The sequence below is a fragment of the Acidocella sp. MX-AZ02 genome (assembly GCF_000306035.1).
Lineage (GTDB): Bacteria > Pseudomonadota > Alphaproteobacteria > Acetobacterales > Acetobacteraceae > Acidocella > Acidocella facilis.
Map to the genome: position 1 here is coordinate 264,092 of NZ_JH976209.1, position 20,486 is coordinate 284,577.

The following is a 20,486-nucleotide window of genomic DNA, read 5'->3' on the forward strand; positions in this document are numbered from 1 at the left end:
GCGCGCTGGCCGCCCCGCGCGGAATGGCGCGGGCGCTGGCAATGCCGGCGAGCGCCAGCGCGATCGCCACGCCAGGGGCGAGCCAGACGCCATGTGGCGCGGTAATCAACGCCCCGCCGCCCAGCGTGCCGAGGACGATGCCGGCAAAGGTCCCGGCCTCGATGCCGCCATTCGCCCGCACCAGCGCATCGCCGGTGAAGCGCTCGGGCAAAATCCCGTATTTCAGCGGCGAGAAGAACGAAGCCTGCAGCCCCAGCCCGAGCAGCACGGCCAGCAGCAGGATGAAGCTGCCGCTGAGAAACCCGGCCAGCGCCAGGAGCATCAGCCCCAGCTCCCAATATTTGGTCAGCAGCATCAGCCGCGCCTTGTCATGCGCATCGGCCAGCTGCCCGGCCGGGGCGGAGACGAGGATATAAGGCAGCAGAAACACCCCGCCGGAGAGGGCGGAGAGCGCGCCCGCCATCCCCGCCGGCAGCTTGTAGAGGGCGAGCACGACCAGAGCGGTCTTGAACAGATTATCGTTCAGCGCGCCCAGCGCCTGGGTGATGAAGATCGGCCAGAAGCCGGCGCGCTTATCCACGGCGCGGCACCGGGCCCTGGCGCGGCGCCGTCAGTACCAAAGCGCCCCAGGCGCAGAAGGTCCCGGTGAGCAGCCCGGCCAGCACGTCCGAGACGAAATGATAATCCGCGCAGACCAGCCCGGCCATCACCGCCAGCAGGAGTGCGGCATAGAGCGGCCGCCACCGTGGCCGCAGCACCCACAGCACCGCCAGAGGGGCGGCGGCATAAGAGGTGTGGCCGGAGGGGAAGGCGCCATACCAGACGCTCTGCGCGAAGGGATGAAAGCCGGCATCGCCGAATTTCAGGAAAGTGCCGGGCCAGGCGCGGCCGAACATCCATTTCAGCTCATCCTTGGCGGCGGTGGCGGCCAGGGTGGCCAGCGCCATCGCCAGCCAAAGCCGCGAGGGGCCGGCCTGGCCGCGCAGCCGCTGGCTTAACGCCGCCAGCAGCACCAGCCCGGCCATCGGCAGGCTCAGCAGGGAGGGGGCGGCCATTGCCTGGAACAGCGGCTTTGGCGCTTTATGCTGCGCCCAGAACAGGGCCACGCTCTGGTCCAGCGTGAATATGCAAATGACCGACAAAGCCGCGACGCCCCCCGCCGCGGCGCTCCACAGCACAGACGGGGATGGCCCTTTTCTCAGGGGATCAGCACGGTGCTGCCGGTGGTCTGGCGGGCTTCCAGCGCGGTATGGGCGGCGGCGGCCTGCTCCAGCGGAAAGCTCTGGTTGACGCTGATCTTCACCGCGCCGGAACCGACGACATCGAACAGAGCCGCGGCACCGGTGAGAATATCCGCCTGCGCCGACATATAGCTGGCGAAGCTCGGCCGGGTGAGGAACAGGCTGCCCTTGGCCGCCAGGGTGGAAAGCTCCACCGGCGGCACCGGGCCGGAGGCGTTGCCGAAACAGGCCATCAGCCCCAGCGGGGCCAGGCAATCCAGGCTGGCATTGAAGCTGTCCTTGCCGACACTGTCATACACCACCGGCACCATCGCCCCGCCGGTGATCGCCTTCACCTCGGCGGGCAGGTTGGCATAGCCGATGATGCTGTGCGTGGCGCCATGGGCGCGGGCGATCTCGGCCTTGGCTTCGGAGGAGACCACGCCGATCACCTCCGCCCCCAGCGCCTTCGCCCATTGGCACAGAATCAGCCCTACCCCACCGGCGGCGGCGTGGACCAGGATGGTCTGGCCGGGCTGCACCTTGAAGGTGCGATGCAGGAGGAAATAGGCGGTGAGACCCTGCAGCATCATCGCCGCGGCGGTTTTGGAATCGATGCTCTCCGGCAGCTTCACCAACTTCTCGGCATTGATCACGCGTTCGGTGGCATAGGCTCCCAGCGGGCCGCCGGCATAGGCCACGCGCTCGCCAGGTGCGAAGCCCTTCACCTTCTCGCCCACCGCCAGCACCACGCCGGCGCCTTCCATGCCCAGCGTGGTCGGCAGCGCCGCCTTGTAGAGGCCGGTGCGGAAATACACGTCGATGAAATTCAGCCCCACCGCCTCATGCTTCACCAGCACCTCGTTCGGGCCGGGCTGCGGGGTGGGCACCTGCTCCCATTTCAGAACCTCGGGCCCGCCATGGGCATGGATGCGGATGGCCTTGCTCATGCGGATAGCGCCTTGGTGCGGGTTTCGAGTGCCAGCAGCAGGCGCTTGGTCTCCAGCCCCTCGCCGCCGGAATAGCCGCCAAGGCCGGCGCTTGCGAGCACGCGGTGGCAGGGAATGAGAATGGGGATCGGGTTGGCGGCATTGGCCCCGCCGACGGACCGCGCCGAGCCCCCCGCCGCCTGGGCGATTTCGGTGTAAGAGCGGGTCTGCCCGTGCGGAATGGCGCGCAGCGCCGCCCAGACGCGCTGGCGATAAGCGCTGCCCATCGGCTTGAGCGGCAGATCCGCCGGCAGCGGCGCCTCGCCGTCGAAATACGCATCCAAAGCCGTCTTGGCGCGGGTCAGCAGGGGCGAGGGCTCCTGCAGGCTGCCCCAGCCCCATTCAAGGGCGACGATGGCGCCATCCTCCTCGAACAAGGTCAGGTCACCCACCGGGGTGTGCAGGGAAAGCGAAGCCATGGGCGGAGGCTAGACGCAGCGCATCCGGGTTTCAAGCGGGGTTGCGGCGCGGAGGCGGGTTCCGGCAGATTACCGGGCGTGAAGATGTGCTCCATCCTGCGTTCAGTTTCGCCCCTCGCCGCACTTGGCCTCGCTTTGGCGCTGGCCGCCTGCGCGGGTGGGCCAAGGCTGGAATCGCCTTCGCATTTCGGCACCGCCACGCATCTCTCCTGCGTGCCTTATGCCCGCGATGTCTCGGGCATTCAGCTTAGCGGCGATGCCTATGAATGGTGGGGCGAGGCGCAAGGCCGCTATCCGCGCGCGCATGAACCGCGCCTGGGCGCGGTGCTGGTGCTCAAACCCCATGGCGCCATGGATGTCGGCCATCTGGCGGTGGTCACCGGGCTGGAATCGCGCCGTGAAATTCTTGTGACCCAGTCCAACTGGCTGCCGGGGCGCATCGAGCATGACCAGCCGGTGGTGGATGTCTCGCCGGAGAATAACTGGACCCAGGTGCGGGTCTGGTACGAGCCGGCGCATACGCTGGGCATCACCCGCTACCCCGCCTATGGCTTCATCCTGCCGAACTAGCTAAGAGGCGCCCATGATACGCGGCGCTTTCACCGTCGGAGCCTGGACGATGGCGAGCCGCGTGCTCGGTTTCGTCCGTGACATCCTCATCGCCGCCGTGCTTGGCACCGGCCCGGTGGCGGATGCGTTTTTCGTAGCGCTGCGATTGCCGAACCTGTTCCGCCGGCTGTTCGGCGAGGGTGCCTTCAATGCCGCCTTCGTGCCCGCCATCTCCACCATCCTGCACAAACAGGGGCTGCGTGCCGCCACCGATTTCGCCGAGGAGGCGACGGCGGTGATGGCGTTCTGGCTGGGCGGCATCACCATCATCGGTGAAATTTTCATGCCCTGGCTGCTCTATGTGCTCGCACCTGGCTTCGCCGGGCATGGCGGGCGGTTCGATCTGGCGGTGGGGATGTCGCGGGTGATGTTCCCGTATCTGTTCTTCATCTGCCTCACCGCACTTTTCTCCGGCGTGCTGAACGCGATGAGCCGCTTCGCCGCCGCCGCCGCCGCCCCGGTGCTGTTCAACCTGTTCATGATCGCGGCGATGCTCTGGCTCGCCCCTTACACGCGCAATCCCGGTTACGCGTTGGCCTGGGGGGTGACGGTTTCGGGCGTGGCGCAGCTGGCGCTGGTGCTCTGGGCCATCCGCCGGGCGGGGATGCGCTTCACCCGGCCGAAACTGCGCTTCTCCCCGCATATCCGCCAGATGTTCCGGCGCATGGCCCCGGCCTTGGTCGGGGCGGGGGTGACGCAGCTGAATGTCTCCATCGACATCATCATCGGCACGCTGCTGCCGGCGGGCTCGGTCTCCATCCTCTATTACGCGGACCGGGTGAACCAGCTGCCGCTGGGCGTCATCGCCACCGCCGCCGGCACCGCTTTGCTGCCGGCGGTGACGCGCAATATCGCGCTGGGCGAGGAAGCGGAGGCGAATACCGCCCTCAACCGCGCCTTCGAATCCGTGCTGATGCTGACTTTGCCGGCGGCGATCGGGCTGTCGGTGGCGGCGAAAGCGGTGATGGATGTGGCCTTCGTGCGGGGCGCCTTTTCGGCGCATGACGCGGTGTTGGCCGGGCGCTCGCTGGCCGCCTTCGCGCTCGGCCTGCCGGTGTTCGCGCTGATCAAGATTTTCACCCCCGGCTTTTATGCGCGCGGCGATACGGTGACACCGCTGAAAATCGGCATCTTCGCGGTGCTGCTGAATCTCGGGCTCAATCTCTTGTTCATGCACCCGCTGAAGGCGGTGGGGCCGGCTTTGGCCACCTCGCTTTCCTCCGCCTGCAACGCGCTGCTGCTGTTCTGGCTACTGCGCCGGCGCGGGCATTTCCGCTTCGATGCGCTCTCCCGCCGGCGGATTCCGCGCATTCTGCTCGCGGGCGTGGTCATGGCCGCCGCCCTGTGGGGGGTGCAGCGCCTGCTGCCGCAAAGCGTCGCCAGCCTGCCTTATTTCCTGCTGCTGGTGGTGGTGGGGGCGCTGTTCTATTTCGGCCCGGGCCTGGCGCTGAAGGCGTTCGACCTGGCGGGCTTCCTGGGGCTGCTGCGCCGGCGCAAGCGCGGCTGAACATTCCATCGCCGCGTCGCGGCGATGGAATGGCGTCACAGGCTAAATCAGCTTCAGCCGCCGCACCTCGCCGGCCAGGGCCTGGCCGATGGCTGCATTATTCTCGGCGGTGAGATGGATGCCATCCACCCCGCCGGTTGCGGTGACGCTGCCGGCATCGAAGCACGCAACCTTCATGAAATCCGCCATGTCCTTGTACAACGCCGCCAGCGCCATGGATTTCGCCTGGCCGCCCTCCATCATCTGCGCGAACCAGGGCACGGCGGAGGCGGCGAGGGGCGGCGGTGCCACCACCAGCGTTCGCGGTGCCGGATAGGCCGAGCCGACCCCGCTGGCACGCACCTGCAGCACCAGCTTCTGCATGCCGACCGCGATCTCGAAAGCGCTGCGGCCATAAAGCCGTTTGCAATCATTGGTGCCGAGCATGATGATCACCAGATCCAGCGGCATGTGGCTGGCCAGCGCGGCGGGCAGATAGGCCGAGCCGTCCAGCTTCGGGTCCAGCGGGTCGGCGATGCTGGTGGTGCGGCCGTTCAGCCCTTCCTCGATGATCTCATATCCCGCCCCCAGCGCCGCCGCCATCACCCCGGGCCAGCGCTGGGCAAAATTGTAGCGCGGCGAGGGCGGCGCTTCCGCCCGTGGCACCCAGCCCCAGGTGAGGGAATCGCCGAAGCATAAAATCCGTTTCGCCTGCTCGCTCATGCGCTGCCTCCTGAGCGGGGGAGGCTAGCCGTGGCGTCCCGCCGGGGCAACCCGGCCTCGGAGCGAGATGGGTTGACACCCACGCGCTCCGCTCATGTTTTGGCGAGCAATTTCATGCGTTCAGGGTGACGCTGCCGCGTCAACCTCAACGCATATGGCTCTAATCCAGTTGGATGCCGCTGGTGAGGTTGTTGTAATGCGCGATCGGCTGCGGCCTGCCGATCAGATAGCCCTGCAGCACCTGGCAGCCCGCGTCGCGCAAGGATTTGGCCTGGGTCTCGGTCTCCACCCCTTCGGCGACGACATTCAGCCCCAGCGCCCGGCCCAGATCCAGCACCGCGGCGATTACCGCCTCGGTACGCTCATCCGCCCCGAGATCCTGAACGAAGCGGCGGTCGAGCTTGAGCTTGTCGAACGGGAAGCTGCGCAAAGTTGCCAGTGAGGAATAGCCGGTGCCGAAATCATCCAGGGACACACGCACGCCAAGCGCCTGGAGCTGGTTCAGAACCTCGATGGCGGCGTCGACATCCGCCAGCAGCATGCTCTCCGTCACCTCCAGCTCCAGCCGGTGCGCGGCCAGCCCGGTCTCCGCCAGAATTTGCGCCACCAGCTCCGGCAGCCGGCCTTTTTGCACCTGCACCGCCGAGATGTTCACCGCGACATGCAGCGGCACCGCCCAGCCCACCGCGGCGCGGCAGGCTTCCCTCAGCACATAGGCGCCAATCTCCAATATATGGCCGGACTCCTCGGCAAGCGGGATGAAGATGTCGGGCGGGACATCCCCCCCGGCCCGGTGCCAGCGCAGCAGTGCCTCGAAGCCGGTCACCTGATTGCGGGCGACATCGTGCAGCGGCTGGTACACCACCTCGAACTCTCCGCGCTCGCGCGCCCGGCGCAGATCCGCCACCATCCGGTCGCGGGCCAGCTGGCTGTCATTGATGGCGGTGTTGAAAAAGGCAAAGCCGTTGCGGCTGGCGGATTTCACCTGGTAGAGCGCCATGTCGGCATGGGAGATCAGCGCCTCGGCGGTGTCGCCATCGGCCGGGGCGAGGGCGATGCCGATCGAGACGGTGGGCATCAGCGTGTCGTAATCGGTATGTTCCAGCAGGTTGCGCACCTTGCCGGTCAGCCGCTCGGCGAGGCTGCTGGCATCGGTGGCGCTGGCGATGTCGGTTTGCAGGATCACGAATTCATCCCCGCCCATGCGGGCGACCATGTCGCAATCGCGCACCTCGCCGGTCAGGCAGGCGGCGAGGTCGATCAGCAGCCGGTCGCCGGCGGCATGGCCGTAAAGATCGTTGACGGTCTTGAAGCGGTCGAGATCGAGCACATGCACGGCGAATTGGGAGCCGTAGCGCCGGCTCAGCGCCAGGGAAGCGGTCAGTTGCTCCTGCAGGCGGCGGCGATTGGCCAGCCCGGTCAGCGGGTCATGGTTGGCGAGATAATGGATGCGCTCGGCGGCGCGGCGGGTTTCGGAAATATCCTGGGTGATGACCAGGAACCCGACCACCGTGCCGGCCTCGTGCTCGGGCAGAACCTCGGTGCGGAACCAGGCGCTTTGGTCCGGATTGGGCCACTCCACCGCGCCGCCCGCCTGCACGAACAGCGCCTCGACGCTGTTGCGATAATCCGGGGCGATCTGTTCGAGAAACCAGCCCAGCCCGCGCTGCGCCGGGGCGCGGGCGATGGCCGCATCCGCCTCGATCTGCTGCACCAGCCCGTCCGGATGGCTGATCCGCCACGCGGAGAGCTTCATGATGCGTTGCACATTGCTGAGCGCATCGGCGTAAGAGCGGGTGCGGGCCACGGCACGCTGGGCGGATTCCAGCATGAAATTGGTCAGCAGCGCGGTTTTCTGCACGGTCAGATCTTCGCTTGCCGTGCTCAGCCGGATGCTGAAATTCCCGCCAATGACGCCGCACATGGACTGGCACAGCGCCTCGATGGCGCTGCGGTCGATCCCCTGATCCGCCATCTCGGCGGGAAAATCATGGTCCGCCATGTCAGGCGGGCTGCAGGCGAACGTCGATCACGGTTTCGCTGGCGCTGAGATCGCCCTCGACGATATTGAAGCTGGCCACCTCGCCGCGCCGCTGCGCCAGCCGGCGGGCCAGGGCGCAATAGAACACGCCCAGCCGGTTATCAGAGCGATAATGCACCCTGACCCCGTCAGGCAGCGGCACCACGCGGAATTTATCGTTGATCTTCTGTTGCGCCCCGGCACGCAGGCCACAGGCGAGGCTGGCATGGATTTCCGGCTGGATGAGCAGGAAGCCCCGCGTATCCGGCGCGGCGGCGAAAAAGCCGGAGAAGGTGGTCTCCGCCCAGTCCAGAAAAAACACCGCCAGCGCGTCGAACACCGCCTCACGATCCATGCCGGCTTCCTCGGCCAGCGCTTCGATCAGCCGGCAGCAGGTTTCATCGTCATATTCGGTATCCAGCCGGAAACTCTGCGTCGCCGGCAGCCCGATTTTTTCCAGCAATGCCGCGCGGGCCTGCGGTGAATGGTTGGCGCGGATATAGCCGTCCACCGTGTGAGGAATGATACCCAGCATGAAATAACGATCTCGCGAAAAACTTACAGGGGAATTAATTCAGAGAATAGGGAGGTGAGGTGGCAACGGCGCACTTGGGAATCAATCCCTATTGTCTGTTTTCCGTTTGCCGGTTAACCCGAGGGCGATCAAGGAGTAGAGACGCTCATGGCCCGCATATTTTCCGGCATCCAGCCTACCGGCATCGCGACGCTCGGCAATTATCTCGGCGCGCTGCGCAACTGGGTGGCGCTGCAGGACGGTGCGGATGAGTGCATCTATTGCCTGGTGGATCTGCATGCCATCACCACCTTCCAGGAGCCGGCGTCCCTGCGCGAACAGACCTATGGCATGGCGGCGCTGGTGCTGGCCTGCGGGATCGACCCTGAGCGCTCCATTCTGTTCCACCAATCCGCCGTCTCCGCCCATGCGCGTCTGGGCTGGATTTTCAATTGCGTCGCCCGCATGGGCTGGCTCAAGCGGATGACCCAGTTCAAGGACAAGGCCGGCAAGAATCAGGAGGAGGTCTCCACCGGGCTGTTCATGTATCCGAACCTGATGGCGGCGGACATCCATGCCTACCACGCCACCAAGGTGCCGGTGGGGGACGACCAGCTTCAGCATATCGAGCTGGCCAACGATATCGGGGAAAAATTCAACCATGATTTCGGGGTGGAGTTCTTCCCGCGCATCGAGCCGTTGATTGTGAAGGAGACCGCGCGGGTGATGTCCCTGCGTGACGGCACCAAGAAGATGTCGAAATCCGACCCGTCCGATCAGTCGCGCATCAACATGACCGACGATGCGGATACGATCAGCCAGAAGATCCGCAAGGCGAAGACCGATACCGAGGCGCTGCCGGATAATCTGGCGGCGTTGGCGGAACGGCCGGAGGCGCGCAATCTGTTGGGGATCTTCGCGGCGGTCTCCGGCGAAAGCCAGGAGGCGATTCTGGCGCGCTTCGCCGGCGGCGGTTTCGGCCCGTTCAAAAACGCTTTGGCCGAGGCGCTGGTGGCGCATGTCGCCCCCATCGGCGCGCGCGCCAAAGAGTATCTGGCCGACAAGGCGGAGCTGGACCGGATTTTGCAGAAAGGGGCCGCGAAAGCCGCCGCCATCGCCGGGCCGATCACCACCGAGGCGGAGCGCATTGTCGGATTTTTGCCCAGCGCGGGGTGATTTGGCTATGATGCCGCCATGGTCTGGAAAACCCTCGCCCGGCATGTGATCTCCCGCGCCGCCCCCGCCCAAGCCGCGGATGCGGCGCTGGCCAAAACCCTGCGCGCGCGGCTGGAAGCGGCGGGGCAGAAAAAGCTGGGCCGCGCCTTGGCCATTCGCCACGTGCCCGCCGGCAGCTGCAATGGCTGCGAGCTGGAGCTGCGCGCCACCCAGAACCTGATCCACGACCTCACCCAATACGGGCTGAGCTTCACCCCCAGCCCGCGCCATGCGGATATTCTGCTCATCACCGGTGTCGCCGGGGTGAATATGCGCGAGGCGGTGCTGCAGGCACGCGCCGCGATGCCGGACCCGGCCTTCGTGGTGGCCCTTGGCGATTGCGCCGTGGATGGCGGCGTATTCAAGGGCTCCCCCGCCGTGGCCGGGGGGGCGGAAGCGTTCCTGCCAGTGGACCTCGTCATCGCGGGATGCGCACCGACGCCGACGCAGATTATTCAGGGGCTATTGGCGCTGCTGGAGGCGCATGGGGAGGGGGTTCGGGAGGTGGTGGGGTAGGTAGGCTGGTTGGGGGGGCAAACTGACTAGCCACTTTGGAGCGGCCAGGCAGTATTAGCGGTCCCTCACCGCTCAATTGTTTCTTTGACTTTCCTCGGAGCCCAACTGAGAGATGGGGTTGCCCGACGCAGACAGATCGGCAACGGTACAAAGGTATATTGGGAGCATTATTAGCGTGGTTCCTATTCTCCATCATGAAGGCCGCTGTCGCGAATACCTTTATCTTGGAGGGCAGGGTCTAGGTTTTGTGTTCTCTCTAATGATGTCGGCTCAAGCCGCCGCCTCTCCCACTGCTCTCCAGCAAGGCAGCCAGCCAATAGCCGAACCTCACATATCCGCAATCACTAAGGGTCTCGACCAAGCCAACGGTCTGACGAATTCTGCGTCAGCGAGCCAATCGATGCCCGCCATACAGATACAACCGTCCCCACAAGAGGTTGAAGCTGTTGCCGAACAAGAGGCCGCAAAAAGGCGCATATTTGGGCTTGAGCCAGACGCATGGGTCGCTATTTTCACGTTAGTTCTTAGCTTATCCACAATTTTCTTGTGGTGGGAGACCAGAAAACTCTCCAAGCTCGCTGGAATTCAAGCTGACGACTTTAAGAAATCCCTTGCACAGATGGAGATTTCAGCAAACGCAACCCAAACCGCTGCTCATGCAGCGCAGGCCTCCGCCGACGCAGCAAAACTGTCTTCTGATATCGCTTTCGGGTCCGAAATCCCTCGGTTTGAAATCTCCGCTACAAACTTCGAGCCCCTATCTTGGCTACACCCCAACAAAAGCCTTTTCAATATTTGCTTGCGCAATGACGGCGGGTCAAAGGCCTATTTGATAGAACAAGGTGCTAATTTTTTTGTCAGCACACTTCTCCCCGACCATCCACGATTGGAACTTAATATGATTTGTTCCGCTGATATTGGGGCTGTTGTTGAAAGTGGCGAAGAGATTGAAGTCATCTTTGGTCAGACAAAAGATTTGAGCAATGATGAAATTAACGCGGTTCATTCTGGATTGGACACTTTTCGGGTTTATGGTTACGTCACCTACAGAGATTTTTTGGGGAATTTTTGGAGGGACCGTTTCTGCCTTAAAAGCGAAGTAATGAAAGGGCGCGGTGTTAGATTGATTCAGGCCTATGAATATTCCAACTATATCGGTCGTGAACGGTACGATCCCAAAGAATCCAATCCATATCTCGAGAATTTCACAGAACTGTTGAACGCCTCCGATAAGGCCAACGAACGCAACAGCGTGAACAAAACTTAGTTGGGAAAATGTAAACCGGGATAATAGAACTCAGCGTCCGCTTTTGAGATTGGTGCTTCGCGGTCTGAACGTCCCAACCGGGTCGTAGCCCGCCTCCCTACCCCGGTAACTCCACCGCCACCCTTAACCCGCCCCCCGGCCGGTCGAGGAGCGTAATCCGCCCGCCATGGGCAATCACAATGTCATGGGCGATCGCCAGACCCAGCCCGGTCCCGCCCGGCTGGTCGCTCTCAAAGGCCCGCAGCAGCGTCTCGCGTTTTTGCGCGGGAATGCCAGGGCCGTTATCGTCGATGAGGATTTGCACGCTGGTGCCGCTGCGCGCCGCGCTGACCCAGATCTGGCTGGCATGGCGCTGGCCGTTATCGATCAAATTCATCAGCGCGCGGCGCATCGCCTCCGGGCGCAGCGTCACGATCAAATCCTCCGGCACGGAGAGGCTCACCGCCGCGCCGGCGCGCCTCGCATCGGTGCAGAGATCTGCTAGCAAAATTGGAAGATCGGTCGGCAGCGCCTGTTCCGCGCCTTCGCCGCGGGCGAAGCTGAGATAGATGCCGATCAGCTTCTCCATCTCCTCGATATCGCCTTCCATGTCCCGCATATCCTCTGGCGTCACCCCCGGCTGCATCGCCAGCGCCAGGCGCAGGCGCGTCAGCGGCGTGCGCAGATCATGGCTCACCCCGGCCAGCATGGTGGTGCGCTGGGTAAGAAAGCGCAGCAGCCGCTCCTGCATGCGGTTGAAGGCGGCGCCAGCGCGGCGCACCTCGCTCGCCCCTTCCGGGCGGATCGGCCCGTTATCGCGGCCCATGCCGAAATTCTCCGCCGCCTCAGCCAGCCTGCGGATGCCACGCACCTGGGTGCGCAAAAACAACGCCGCCAAAACCACCAGCAGCAGCGCGGAGCCGATCAGCCAGACCAGAAAGATGTAGAAGGTGCCGATGAAAAGCCGTTTGCGCGGCACGTCGATGCGGATCACCCCGTCCGCCATCTGGATATTCACCCGCAATATGCCAGGGGTTTTATGCCAGGAGACATTGAAGGGCCGGTGCACATCCTGCGCCAGCGCATTGGCGAGGTCGTTATCCACCGGGCCGGGGGCGTCAGGCGGGGGCAGATGCTCCAGCGTCTCGCCGTTCAGAAAACTTGATTCGAAATTGAAATGCTTTTCTCCCTCCTGCAGCACCAGCGTGCGGTGCGCGGGGTCGCGCTCGATCTGGTCGATCATGAAGCCGATCTCGCCGCCCACCGCATCGGCCAGGCGCCGGGAGAGCTCGTCCAGATGCGAGCCGTAGAAAATCTGCAGCGCCACCGCCTGCAGCACCACCATCGGGATCAGCACGATCAGCAGCGAGCGCCCGAACAGCCCGCGCGGCAAAATTTTGCGGAACAGCCGGTCCGGCTGCAGCGGGCCGAGCCGCAGCTTCATGGCTGGCTCACGGCCCCGGCTTCAGCACATAGCCCTTGCCGCGCACCGTCTGCAGAAAGCGCGGCTCGCGCGGGTCCGGCTCGATCTTGCGGCGCAGCCTGGTCACCTGCACGTCGATGGCGCGTTCATTCACATCATCCAGCCCCATCGCCGCGGCCAGCGCCTCGCGCGAGAATGTCTCGTGCGGGCGCGCCGCCAGCGTGGTCAGCAGCGCCAGCTCCGCCCCGGTGAGGCGCACCCGTGCCTGCGGGCTGATCAGCTCGCCGCGCGCGGCATCGAAGCTGGCCTCGCCCAAAGGCAGCGGGCCGGTGGTGATGGCCGGCGGCTGGGCGCGGCGCAGCATGGCGCGCAGCCTGGCCACAAGCACTCGCGGGTCGAACGGCTTGCCGAGATAATCATCCGCCCCGGCCTCGAATCCGGCGACGACATCCTCGGGCGTATCCCGGGCGGTGAGCAGCAGGATCGGCATTGCGGGCGCGCGCTCGGCGCGCAGGCTGTTGGTGAGGTCCAGACCGGTTTCGCCGGGCATCATCACATCCAGCACCATCAGGTCGAATTCCATCGCCCGCAGCCGCTCGCGCGCCTCGGCCGCAGAGGCCGCCCGGGTGACGCGAAACCCGTTCTCGGACAGATAGCGCCCGGCCAGCTGCGCCAGCCGCACATCGTCATCCACCAGCAGGATGTGTGGCGCGTCCTCGGGCGGGGGGCTGGCGCTGTGGCTCATGCGGGCTTACGGGCTGCGCGGCGCCTTGGCGGGGCGCGGCGCCTCCAGCGCGTCCAGATGGGCGCGGCCCTGCTCGTTGATCAGCCCGCGCATCACCCGCTTGAAGCCTTCCACCGCCGGGCCGCCGGCCTCGCGATAGGCGCTGAGCAGACGCTCGCGCTGGGATTCGAAAAGCTTGCGCTCCAGCGCCGCGCCCTTTTCGGTGAGGCTGAGCAGGCGCTGGCGCCGGTCCTTAGGCCCGGGCACCTGGTCGACATAGCCATCCCGGATCAGTGGCCCGAGCACCCGGGTCAGGCTCTGCTTGGTGATGCCGAGGATGGAGAGCAGCTCGCCCACCTTCAGCCCCGGCTTGCGGCCGATCCAATGCAGGCAGCGATGATGGGCGCGGCCGAAATCCATGCTGGCGAGGATGGCATCCGGCGGGCCGTTGAGGTCGCGCAGGGCGAAAAACACCATGTCCTGCGCCGTGCGCAGCTCGTCCTCACGCAGAAACAGCAGGCTGTTGCCGGGTGCCGGGTGCGAGGCGCCGGCCTGGGTTTCACGTTTGCCGGGCGGGAATGAGGGAGGCGTGGTTTCGGGCATGGCAGTATCTTGAACCGTTTGTTGGGCCGTTCGTGGTAATGCGGCTGTCTATTACGCAAAGCTTGATTGTCATCAGATCGTACCCCAATCGGATGGTTTTGGCCATGGCGCGTCGGGGGCGGCGTGCGTTGCCACGCATCTTATCATCTTGGTCGGGCCAGGGCCCGCAATGCTGTTCCGGAAGAGAACAGACGAGGGACGTTTCAGGTGCGACGCCCCCAGCCAATCCGGCGGCGCAAGGGCTAAAAAAAACGCCATCGGCTGGAAAGCTGACTTTTCAGTCAACTACGCCACTTAAACCACATGCCGGATACTGGGCGAAAACTGATCCCTCTCGAAGGCTTGCGCGGCATCGCCGCCGCCATCGTCGTGCTGTACCATCTGGTGCTGGCCTACACGCCACACGGGGTGGGGGCGGTGCCGCATGGCCATGGGGTGCTGGATCTGCTGACCCAGTTCATCCTTGGCATGCTCAATGGCGGTGCCGCGGTGGCGGTGTTTTTCGTGCTTTCCGGCTTCATCCTCAGCCTGCCCTTCGCGCGGGACCGCCGGCCGGTGCGCGTCGCGGTGGCGATGCTCAAGCGCTGGCCGCGTTTGGCCTGCCTCACCGTCATCGCCTGCCTGCTCGCCTTTCTGCTGATCAGCTGGTCGGGGCTGGAATATAAGCAGGCGGCGCATGTCATCGGCGCGCAATGGCTGGCCACGCACGGCAATTCGCCGATCCGCCCGGCGCATCTCACCTGGTACGAGGCGCTGCGCGAAGGGCTGGTGAATGTGTTCATGCTGGGCGAGGTGAAGTTCGATTCGCCGCTCTGGACCATGCGCATCGAGCTGTTCGGCTCCTTCGCCATCTTCCTGTTCGCGCCGGTGCTGTTCGCGCTGCGCAGCTGGGGGTTGCGGCTGGGGCTGATGGCGCTCGCGTCCTGGCTCGCCGGCACCTCCTACCCGTTCACCTTTTTCACCGATTTCCTCTGCGGCACGCTGCTGGCGATGCTGTTCGCGGAAAACCGGCTGCCGGAACTGGGCAATAAATCCGCCTGCGGGCTGGGGCTGCTCGGGCTCTATCTGTTCAGCTTCACCTATGAGCAGACGCTGCTGATGCACGCGCCGCTGAAGGCGATCCTGCCCAACGCCTGCAGCCATTATGTCTGGGATGCCGGTGCGGCGCTGATCATCATCGTGCTGCTCGGCAACCCGACCATGCGCCGGGTTTTCTCCGGCGGCTGGGCGGTGTGGCTGGGGCTGCTCTCCTTCCCGATCTATCTGCTGCACGGACCGATTCTACTCTCCGCCGGCGCCATCGCCTTCATGGCCGGGGTGGGCCAGCTGGGGGTGGCCGGGGCGGCGCTGGTGGCGGCGTTCTGCTCGATCGTGCTCACTTTGATCTGCGCGGTGCCGCTGGCCTGGGTGGACCAGATCTGGACGCGACTGCTCTCCCGCCTGACCAAGCCGCTCACCCGCCGCGGCGCGCGACAGCCGGCGGCGAGGCTTGAGACGGCGGGGCTGTAAGGTGGCTTTTTAGCGGTTCACAGATCCGCGTTGCCGCCGGAGAGCACGAGTCCGACCACCTTGCCCTTCACCTCGATCTTTCCCGCCAGCAGCGCCGCCAGCGCCACCGCGCCGCCCGGCTCCACCACCAGCTTCAGTGTCCGCGCCGCCAGCGTCTGCGCGGCGCGGACCTCGTCATCGCTCACCGCCACGCCGGAGGCGTAGAAGCGCCGGTTGATGGCGAAGGTCAGCTCGCCCGGCGCCGGGGAGAGCAGCGCGTCGCAGAGCGGCGAGCCCTTCATGTCATTGGCCAGGCGCTCGCCCGCCGCCAGCGAGCGGGCGGTGTCGTCCCAGCCTTCCGGTTCGGCGGTGTGCAGATGCGTGGCGGGCGAGAGGTCGGAGAACGCCAGCGCCGCGCCCGCCGCGAGCCCGCCGCCGCCGGCCGGGGTGATGTAATGTGCCATCGTCAGCCCGGCTGCCCTGGCATCTTCCAGCAGCTCCAGCGCCGCCGTGCCCTGGCCGGCGATCACGTCCGGATGGTCATAAGGCGGAATCAGGCTGGCGCCGGTCTCGGCGGCGATGCTGGCAGCGATGGCGGCGCGGTCCTCGGTAAAGCGGTCATAGCTGACCACCCGCGCCCCCCAGAATTCGGTCGATTCGCGTTTGATCGCCGGCGCGTCGGACGGCATCACGATGGTCGCGGGCACGCCCAGCGCGGCGGCGGCGCAGGCGACACCCTGGGCATGATTGCCGGAGGAATAGGCGACGACGCCGCGCGCCCGGATCTCGGCCGGCAGGCGCAGCAGGGCGTTGGTGGCGCCGCGCAGCTTGAAGGTGCCGGTGCGCTGCAGCACCTCCGGCTTGATCAGCACCGTGGCGCCCAGGGTTTTATCGAGACTGGCGCTGCGCAGCATCGGGGTGCGGATGATGTGGCCTTGCAGCCGCGCGGCGGCGGCGTGAACATCCTGGGGGGTTGGCAGCATCATGGGCGCGGAAACTCCTTGGCCGTGGCGGGGGCGGCGATCCGGCAGACGCGATAGGTCATCACCACCGCCTGGCCCTGCTTGCGGCTGATCGTGCCGAGCGGGTCCGGGCAGGGTGTGGTGTCGCGCCGCGTGATCAACACCCCGCTGGCACCCTGCAATTTTGCGTTGCGCCAGTCCAGATATGCCCAGCGCGGGCCGATCCCCAGAACCGGCATGTCTTTCGGGGCGTAAAATGCCAGCTCGGAGGCGGTGGCGTAATCGTCCGAGGTGATGAAGGCGGGGTGGCTGGCGCTGGCCTGCGCCGCCAGTTCGGGCCAGCCGGCCATCTGCACGGCGGCGGTGTCGCGCGCGGCGGGCACGGGCAGGAACGGGTGCAGCACCTGCACATAGACCAGCCCGGTCAGCCCGAAGCCTAGCGCCAGCGCGGCGCGATGCCAGCGCGGCGGCGCGGCGGCGGCGGCGAGGCAGGCGGAGGGGTAGAGAATGGCGACCCAGTTGCCCTGCACCCGGTCGGTGAGCACATGCTCCAGAAACACCGAAGCCGGCAGCAGGCTGAGCCAGAGCAGCAGCCGGGCGCCAGGGGATTTGTCGGCGCGCAGATGCCAGAGCCCGCGCACCGCCAGAATGGCGATCAAAGGCGTGAAAAACAGCGCCTGCCCGCCGATCAGCTCGCCGAAAAACTGCGCCGCGCGGGCGGGGTCGAACCCATCCACCCGCCCACCTTGCTTCAGATAGCTGGCCCAGCCATGGGCGGCGTTCCAGGCGAAATCCGGCGCGAAGACCAGCAGCGCCAAAGCGATGCCCAGCCACGGCCAGGCCGTGCGTAGCGTGGCGCGGATGGGCGGGGCGGTGAGCGCCCACAGCCCGGTGCCGGCCAGCAGCAGGGCAGCGGTATATTTGGAAAACAGCGCCGCCCCGGCCAGGGCGCCCGCTGCCAGCCACCAGCGCGCATCCCGGCTCTGCACCAGCCGTGCCAGCGCCCAGAGGCTGAGCGTCCAGAAGAAGATCAGCGGCGTGTCCGGCGTCATCAGAATGCTGCCGGCGCCGAGCATCAGCGTCGCGTTCAGGAAGGACGCGGCCAGCAGCCCGCAGCGCTGGCCGGGCAGGATGCGGTTGCCGGCATCATACAGCGCCAGCGACCCCAAAGCCGCCGAGAGCGGCCCGAGCAGCCGGATGCCGAGCGGATCATTGCCCAGCAAAGCGGTGCCGAGGCGGATCCAAAGTGCGACCATCGGCGGATGGTCCAGATAGCCGGCCTGCAACGGTCGCGCCCAGCTGAAATAATAGGCTTCGTCGGGGGTCAGTGGCAGCCAGGCGGCCAGGACGAGGCGCAGGACGGTGAGCGCCGCCAGCGCCGCGAGGGCAAACCCCATGCTAGCGCACGCGCCAGACCAAAGTGGCGGAGACCGCGTAATTCCACACCACGCCAACCGCCGCCCCCGCCGCGCCGGAGAACAGGCTATGCCCGTTTTCGGCATAGAGCGCCTTGGCGATGCCGATATTCGCGATCGCCCCCAGCCCGCAGACGAGCATGAACAAGGCCAGCCCACGCCAGGCCTTGGCCCGCTTCAGCCGCTGTGCGCGGTAGGTGAGCTGGTTGTTGAGCTGGAAATTCACCACCATGGCGATGATGGTGCCGATGGTCTGCGCTGTGCCAAAATCCGCCCCGGCGGCGGCGGCGATCTGCGCCACCACCAGATTGACCAGCACGCCGACAATGCCGACCAGCGCGAAGGAGATGAAGCGCAGCGGCACCGTGCCGCGCAGCGCCTTATCCAGCAGCAGCCCGGCGAATTGCGCCAGCACCAGCACGTCCAGCTTGCTCTCGCCGGCCAGGCGCGGGCGGAATTTATACGGGATTTCGGCGATGTTCAGCACGCGCGGCGAGGCCAGGATCAGATCCAGCAAAATCTTGAAGCCCTGCCCGGTCAGGCGCGCCGCCAGAGCCTCGAACAGCTCCCGGCGCAGCAGGAAGAAGCCGCTCATCGGGTCCGAGATCGAGGTGCGGGTGACCGCCTGGGCGATGCGGATGCCGGTTTCCGAGAGCTTCACCCGCAGCGGCGAGGAGAGCCCGGCGGAATCGCCGCCTTCCACATGCCGGCTGCCCACCGCCATATCCGCCCCGGCGCGCACCGCGTCCAGCATCAAAGGCAGCCGGGTTTCGTCATGCTGCATATCGCCATCGATGACGGCAACGTAGTCGGCGGCGGAAGAGAGCGCGCCCTCGATCACCGCCGAGGACAGGCCGCGCCGGCCGATGCGCCGGATGCAGCGCACCCGCCCATCACCCTGCGCCAGGCGTTTGGCCTCAGCGCTGGTGCCATCGGGGCTGTCATCGTCGACGAACACCACCTCCCAGTCCAGCCCGTGCAGGGCCTGGTCCAGGGCGGCCACCATGGGTGCTACGTTCGCACGCTCATTATAGCACGGTACGACGACCGTGAGGGCGAGCGGCACGGGATCAGAGGGATTCGAGAATGGCCTCGGCGCGGCTGACCTCGAAGCCACCCGGCTCCTCGACCGCGACCTTGGTGACGACGCCATCCTCCAGCACCAGCGCGAAACGCTGGCTGCGGATGCCCATGCCGCGCGCGACCAGATCCAGCTCCAGTCCAAGCGCCTTGGTGAAGGCGGCGGAGCCGTCGGCCAGGAACTGCACGGCCTCGCCAGCCTTCTGGTCCTTGGCCCAGGCGCCGAGCACGAAGGCGTCGTTCACCGCCATGCAGACGATCCGGTCCACGCCCTTCTCCTTCAGCTCCGGCGCCAGCTTGACGAAGCCGGGCACGTGCTTGGCGCTGCAGGTGGGGGTGAAGGCGCCGGGAACGGCGAACAGCACGACCTTGCCGGTGCCCAGCAGCTCCGCCGTATCCGCTTCGCGCGGCCCGTCCGGCGTGGCCAGCATGAGCTTCATGGCCGGAATCTTGTCCCCGATATTGATCATTGTCTGCCTGTTTACGGTGAATGAATAAACCCGTTGTAAGCCAACTGATGGCTGGCGTGAAGCCGATCCCGCCCGGGCTGGCCGAGGCGAGGCGGGCCGCCTATAATCAGATGATGACGGAGCGAGAGATTTCCCCCTCACCGCCGCCCTCCTGGCTGACCGGGCAGGTGCTGCTGGCGATGCCTTCCCTGCGCGATCCACGCTTCGCGCAAGGCGTGATCTTCATCTGCGCGCATAATGAGGAGGGCGCGATGGGGCTGATGCTCAACCGCCAGCTGCGCAAGCCGAAATTCGGTGATTTGATGCAGCAATTGAATGTCGAGCCGAATCCACCTCAGCGCGAATTGCCGATGGGGCAGGGCGGGCCGGTTGAGGATCATCGCGGCTTCGTGCTGCATTCGGCCGACTGGATCGGCGAGGGCAGCCTGAATGTGGATGGCGACCATGTGCTCAGTGCCAGCATGGATGTGCTGCAGGCGATCGCCCGTGGCGAAGGTCCGGAAAAAGCCAGGCTGCTGCTGGGCTATTCCGGCTGGGGGGCGGGGCAGCTGGAGGATGAGATCCGCCAGAATAGCTGGCTGAACGTGCCGGCGGACGATGCGATTTTGTTCGATGCGAATTACCAGCGCAAATGGCAGCGCGGCCTGGCGAAGCTAAAGATTGACCCCGGGATGCTTTCGGGCGATGCGGGCCAGGCATGAAACAGATCGTCATCGCCACCCATAATCCCGGCAAGCTGAAGGAATTCATCACGCTGCTGGCGCCGTTCGGCTTCACCGTGACCTCGTCGGGGGAGTTGGGGCTGCCCAGCCCGTCGGAAACGGCGCGGGATTTCGCTGGCAATGCGCGGATCAAGGCGCTCACCGCCGCCAAGGCCTCCGGCCTGCCGGCGCTGGCGGATGATTCCGGGCTGTCGGTGCTGGCGCTGAACGGCCAGCCCGGCGTGTTCTCCGCCCGCTATGCGGGGGATGATTATCCCGGCGCCTTCGCCAAGATCATCGCCGCCGCGAAATCCAAGGATGTCTGGGACGCCTGGTTCACCTGCGCGCTGTGCCTGGCGCAGCCCGATGGCAGCACCGCCACCTATATCGGCGAAGCGCCGGGCCGCATCGCCCCGGAAGCGCGCGGCGAGGGGGGCTTCGGCTATGACGCGATTTTCATTCCCAACGGCTATGAGCAGACCTATGCCGAGCTGGGCGATGAAAAGGAAAGCATCAGCCACCGCGCGAGAGCCTTCGAACAAATCGAAGCCGTGCTCGCCGCCAAATAAAAACAGGCCCCATTCCGGGGCCTTTTTATTTGGCTTTGTCTCGCCGCGCCCCCGCCCCAAAGTGGCAAAAGTTTTAAGGGGGGGTATGGGGGGG

22 protein-coding genes are annotated in these 20,486 nt (G+C 65.8%); 8 read left to right on the forward strand and 14 right to left on the reverse strand.

All coding sequences use genetic code 11. The features are described 5' to 3' along the window. From MXAZACID_RS19410 to MXAZACID_RS13475, 4 genes are all read right to left on the reverse strand, one after another. Nucleotides 1–580: MFS transporter (locus MXAZACID_RS19410; protein ID WP_008494980.1), on the reverse strand; the 580-nt coding region annotated here is incomplete at its 3' end. Continuing rightward, a complete protein-coding gene (locus tag MXAZACID_RS17945) occupies nucleotides 573–1,178 on the reverse strand; it encodes a phosphatase PAP2 family protein (RefSeq protein WP_008494982.1) in 606 nt (201 codons plus the stop codon). The genes MXAZACID_RS19410 and MXAZACID_RS17945, both read right to left, overlap by 8 nt. 20 nt (nucleotides 1,179–1,198) lie before the next feature. After that, complete coding sequence (locus MXAZACID_RS13470) at nucleotides 1,199–2,170, reverse strand: quinone oxidoreductase (protein ID WP_008494983.1); 972 nt, start codon at nucleotides 2,168–2,170, stop codon at nucleotides 1,199–1,201. Then, nucleotides 2,167–2,628 (reverse strand): methylated-DNA--[protein]-cysteine S-methyltransferase, encoded by a 462-nt coding sequence (locus MXAZACID_RS13475; protein ID WP_008494985.1) that lies wholly within the window; start codon nucleotides 2,626–2,628, stop codon nucleotides 2,167–2,169. The genes MXAZACID_RS13470 and MXAZACID_RS13475 overlap by 4 nt, the downstream gene beginning before the upstream one ends. Before the next feature lie 84 nt (nucleotides 2,629–2,712). Here MXAZACID_RS13475 and MXAZACID_RS13480 point away from each other — a divergent pair, with 84 nt between their 5' ends. Both MXAZACID_RS13480 and murJ read left to right on the forward strand, forming a co-directional pair. Next, nucleotides 2,713–3,198 carry a CHAP domain-containing protein gene (locus MXAZACID_RS13480; protein WP_051060369.1) on the forward strand — a complete coding sequence of 162 codons (486 nt, stop codon included), beginning with the start codon at nucleotides 2,713–2,715 and terminating at the stop codon, nucleotides 3,196–3,198. A 13-nt stretch (nucleotides 3,199–3,211) separates the two neighbouring features. Then, a complete protein-coding gene (murJ, locus tag MXAZACID_RS13485; protein ID WP_008494987.1) occupies nucleotides 3,212–4,744 on the forward strand; it encodes a murein biosynthesis integral membrane protein MurJ in 1,533 nt (510 codons plus the stop codon). A 42-nt stretch (nucleotides 4,745–4,786) separates the two neighbouring features. Here the strand turns inward: murJ and MXAZACID_RS13490 are convergent, their stop codons facing one another. From MXAZACID_RS13490 to MXAZACID_RS13500, 3 genes are all read right to left on the reverse strand, one after another. After that, nucleotides 4,787–5,446, reverse strand: a complete 660-nt coding sequence (locus MXAZACID_RS13490) for an SGNH/GDSL hydrolase family protein (protein WP_008494988.1) — start codon at nucleotides 5,444–5,446, stop codon at nucleotides 4,787–4,789. Nucleotides 5,447–5,606: 160 nt separating this feature from the next. Then, nucleotides 5,607–7,448: a bifunctional diguanylate cyclase/phosphodiesterase gene (locus tag MXAZACID_RS13495; RefSeq protein WP_008494989.1), complete on the reverse strand. Its 1,842-nt coding sequence runs from the start codon at nucleotides 7,446–7,448 to the stop codon at nucleotides 5,607–5,609. 1 nt (nucleotide 7,449) lies between these two features. After that, entirely contained in the window at nucleotides 7,450–8,001 is a 552-nt protein-coding gene (locus tag MXAZACID_RS13500; protein ID WP_008494990.1) for a heme NO-binding domain-containing protein, read from the reverse strand. A 147-nt stretch (nucleotides 8,002–8,148) separates the two neighbouring features. Between MXAZACID_RS13500 and trpS the strand changes: the two genes are divergently transcribed. From trpS to MXAZACID_RS18830, 3 genes are all read left to right on the forward strand, one after another. Further along, on the forward strand, nucleotides 8,149–9,156 hold the full coding sequence (gene trpS / locus MXAZACID_RS13505; protein ID WP_008494991.1) for a tryptophan--tRNA ligase: 1,008 nt from the start codon (nucleotides 8,149–8,151) through the stop codon (nucleotides 9,154–9,156). A gap of 18 nt (nucleotides 9,157–9,174) precedes the next feature. Then, complete coding sequence (locus tag MXAZACID_RS13510) at nucleotides 9,175–9,711, forward strand: NADH-quinone oxidoreductase subunit B family protein (RefSeq protein ID WP_008494993.1); 537 nt, start codon at nucleotides 9,175–9,177, stop codon at nucleotides 9,709–9,711. A 175-nt stretch (nucleotides 9,712–9,886) separates the two neighbouring features. Beyond that, entirely contained in the window at nucleotides 9,887–10,978 is a 1,092-nt protein-coding gene (locus MXAZACID_RS18830) for a hypothetical protein (protein WP_144052801.1), read from the forward strand. Nucleotides 10,979–11,075: 97 nt separating this feature from the next. On the opposite strand, the gene MXAZACID_RS13520 is transcribed toward MXAZACID_RS18830, so the two are convergent. Genes MXAZACID_RS13520 through MXAZACID_RS13530 form a run of 3 tightly spaced genes read right to left on the reverse strand, consistent with a single transcriptional unit; the run spans nucleotide 11,076 to nucleotide 13,707 of the window. Further along, nucleotides 11,076–12,401 (reverse strand): ATP-binding protein, encoded by a 1,326-nt coding sequence (locus MXAZACID_RS13520; protein ID WP_008494996.1) that lies wholly within the window; start codon nucleotides 12,399–12,401, stop codon nucleotides 11,076–11,078. Nucleotides 12,402–12,408: 7 nt separating this feature from the next. Beyond that, nucleotides 12,409–13,125: a response regulator transcription factor gene (locus MXAZACID_RS13525; protein ID WP_008494997.1), complete on the reverse strand. Its 717-nt coding sequence runs from the start codon at nucleotides 13,123–13,125 to the stop codon at nucleotides 12,409–12,411. Nucleotides 13,126–13,131: 6 nt separating this feature from the next. Then, a complete protein-coding gene (locus MXAZACID_RS13530; RefSeq protein WP_008494999.1) occupies nucleotides 13,132–13,707 on the reverse strand; it encodes a MarR family winged helix-turn-helix transcriptional regulator in 576 nt (191 codons plus the stop codon). A 303-nt stretch (nucleotides 13,708–14,010) separates the two neighbouring features. Between MXAZACID_RS13530 and MXAZACID_RS13535 the strand changes: the two genes are divergently transcribed. Continuing rightward, nucleotides 14,011–15,216 (forward strand): acyltransferase, encoded by a 1,206-nt coding sequence (locus MXAZACID_RS13535; RefSeq protein ID WP_039885385.1) that lies wholly within the window; start codon nucleotides 14,011–14,013, stop codon nucleotides 15,214–15,216. Between the two features lie 17 nt (nucleotides 15,217–15,233). Here the strand turns inward: MXAZACID_RS13535 and MXAZACID_RS13540 are convergent, their stop codons facing one another. Genes MXAZACID_RS13540 through MXAZACID_RS13555 form a run of 4 tightly spaced genes read right to left on the reverse strand, consistent with a single transcriptional unit; the run spans nucleotide 15,234 to nucleotide 19,122 of the window. Continuing rightward, nucleotides 15,234–16,181: a threonine/serine dehydratase gene (locus MXAZACID_RS13540; RefSeq protein WP_008495001.1), complete on the reverse strand. Its 948-nt coding sequence runs from the start codon at nucleotides 16,179–16,181 to the stop codon at nucleotides 15,234–15,236. Beyond that, nucleotides 16,178–17,554, reverse strand: a complete 1,377-nt coding sequence (locus MXAZACID_RS13545; protein WP_008495002.1) for a glycosyltransferase family 39 protein — start codon at nucleotides 17,552–17,554, stop codon at nucleotides 16,178–16,180. Before MXAZACID_RS13545 ends, MXAZACID_RS13540 begins: the two co-directional genes overlap by 4 nt. 1 nt (nucleotide 17,555) lies before the next feature. Continuing rightward, nucleotides 17,556–18,638 carry a glycosyltransferase family 2 protein gene (locus MXAZACID_RS13550; protein ID WP_039885386.1) on the reverse strand — a complete coding sequence of 361 codons (1,083 nt, stop codon included), beginning with the start codon at nucleotides 18,636–18,638 and terminating at the stop codon, nucleotides 17,556–17,558. Nucleotides 18,639–18,642: 4 nt separating this feature from the next. Beyond that, on the reverse strand, nucleotides 18,643–19,122 hold the full coding sequence (locus MXAZACID_RS13555) for a peroxiredoxin (protein ID WP_008495004.1): 480 nt from the start codon (nucleotides 19,120–19,122) through the stop codon (nucleotides 18,643–18,645). 47 nt (nucleotides 19,123–19,169) lie between these two features. Between MXAZACID_RS13555 and MXAZACID_RS13560 the strand changes: the two genes are divergently transcribed. Then, nucleotides 19,170–19,823, forward strand: a complete 654-nt coding sequence (locus MXAZACID_RS13560) for a YqgE/AlgH family protein (RefSeq protein ID WP_008495006.1) — start codon at nucleotides 19,170–19,172, stop codon at nucleotides 19,821–19,823. Further along, nucleotides 19,820–20,392, forward strand: coding sequence for an RdgB/HAM1 family non-canonical purine NTP pyrophosphatase (gene rdgB / locus MXAZACID_RS13565; protein ID WP_008495007.1), 573 nt, complete (start codon nucleotides 19,820–19,822; stop codon nucleotides 20,390–20,392). Before MXAZACID_RS13560 ends, rdgB begins: the two co-directional genes overlap by 4 nt. Nucleotides 20,393–20,486: the final 94 nt, after the last annotated feature.

Bases quoted from the DNA above. Each gene is read 5' to 3' on its own strand.
- MXAZACID_RS13535 (WP_039885385.1), top strand. From the start codon at position 14,011: ATGCCGGATACTGGGCGAAAACTGATCCCTCTCGAAGGCTTGCGCGGC.
- rdgB (WP_008495007.1), top strand. From the start codon at position 19,820: ATGAAACAGATCGTCATCGCCACCCATAATCCCGGCAAGCTGAAGGAA.
- MXAZACID_RS13510 (WP_008494993.1), top strand. From the start codon at position 9,175: ATGGTCTGGAAAACCCTCGCCCGGCATGTGATCTCCCGCGCCGCCCCC.
- MXAZACID_RS13490 (WP_008494988.1), bottom strand. From the start codon at position 5,446: ATGAGCGAGCAGGCGAAACGGATTTTATGCTTCGGCGATTCCCTCACC.
- MXAZACID_RS13480 (WP_051060369.1), top strand. From the start codon at position 2,713: ATGTGCTCCATCCTGCGTTCAGTTTCGCCCCTCGCCGCACTTGGCCTC.
- MXAZACID_RS13555 (WP_008495004.1), bottom strand. From the start codon at position 19,122: ATGATCAATATCGGGGACAAGATTCCGGCCATGAAGCTCATGCTGGCC.
- MXAZACID_RS13500 (WP_008494990.1), bottom strand. From the start codon at position 8,001: ATGCTGGGTATCATTCCTCACACGGTGGACGGCTATATCCGCGCCAAC.
- MXAZACID_RS13525 (WP_008494997.1), bottom strand. From the start codon at position 13,125: ATGAGCCACAGCGCCAGCCCCCCGCCCGAGGACGCGCCACACATCCTG.
- MXAZACID_RS13540 (WP_008495001.1), bottom strand. From the start codon at position 16,181: ATGATGCTGCCAACCCCCCAGGATGTTCACGCCGCCGCCGCGCGGCTG.
- MXAZACID_RS13530 (WP_008494999.1), bottom strand. From the start codon at position 13,707: ATGCCCGAAACCACGCCTCCCTCATTCCCGCCCGGCAAACGTGAAACC.
- MXAZACID_RS13560 (WP_008495006.1), top strand. From the start codon at position 19,170: ATGGCTGGCGTGAAGCCGATCCCGCCCGGGCTGGCCGAGGCGAGGCGG.
- MXAZACID_RS13545 (WP_008495002.1), bottom strand. From the start codon at position 17,554: ATGGGGTTTGCCCTCGCGGCGCTGGCGGCGCTCACCGTCCTGCGCCTC.
- MXAZACID_RS13475 (WP_008494985.1), bottom strand. From the start codon at position 2,628: ATGGCTTCGCTTTCCCTGCACACCCCGGTGGGTGACCTGACCTTGTTC.
- murJ (WP_008494987.1), top strand. From the start codon at position 3,212: ATGATACGCGGCGCTTTCACCGTCGGAGCCTGGACGATGGCGAGCCGC.
- MXAZACID_RS13495 (WP_008494989.1), bottom strand. From the start codon at position 7,448: ATGGCGGACCATGATTTTCCCGCCGAGATGGCGGATCAGGGGATCGAC.
- MXAZACID_RS13520 (WP_008494996.1), bottom strand. From the start codon at position 12,401: ATGAAGCTGCGGCTCGGCCCGCTGCAGCCGGACCGGCTGTTCCGCAAA.
- MXAZACID_RS13470 (WP_008494983.1), bottom strand. From the start codon at position 2,170: ATGAGCAAGGCCATCCGCATCCATGCCCATGGCGGGCCCGAGGTTCTG.
- trpS (WP_008494991.1), top strand. From the start codon at position 8,149: ATGGCCCGCATATTTTCCGGCATCCAGCCTACCGGCATCGCGACGCTC.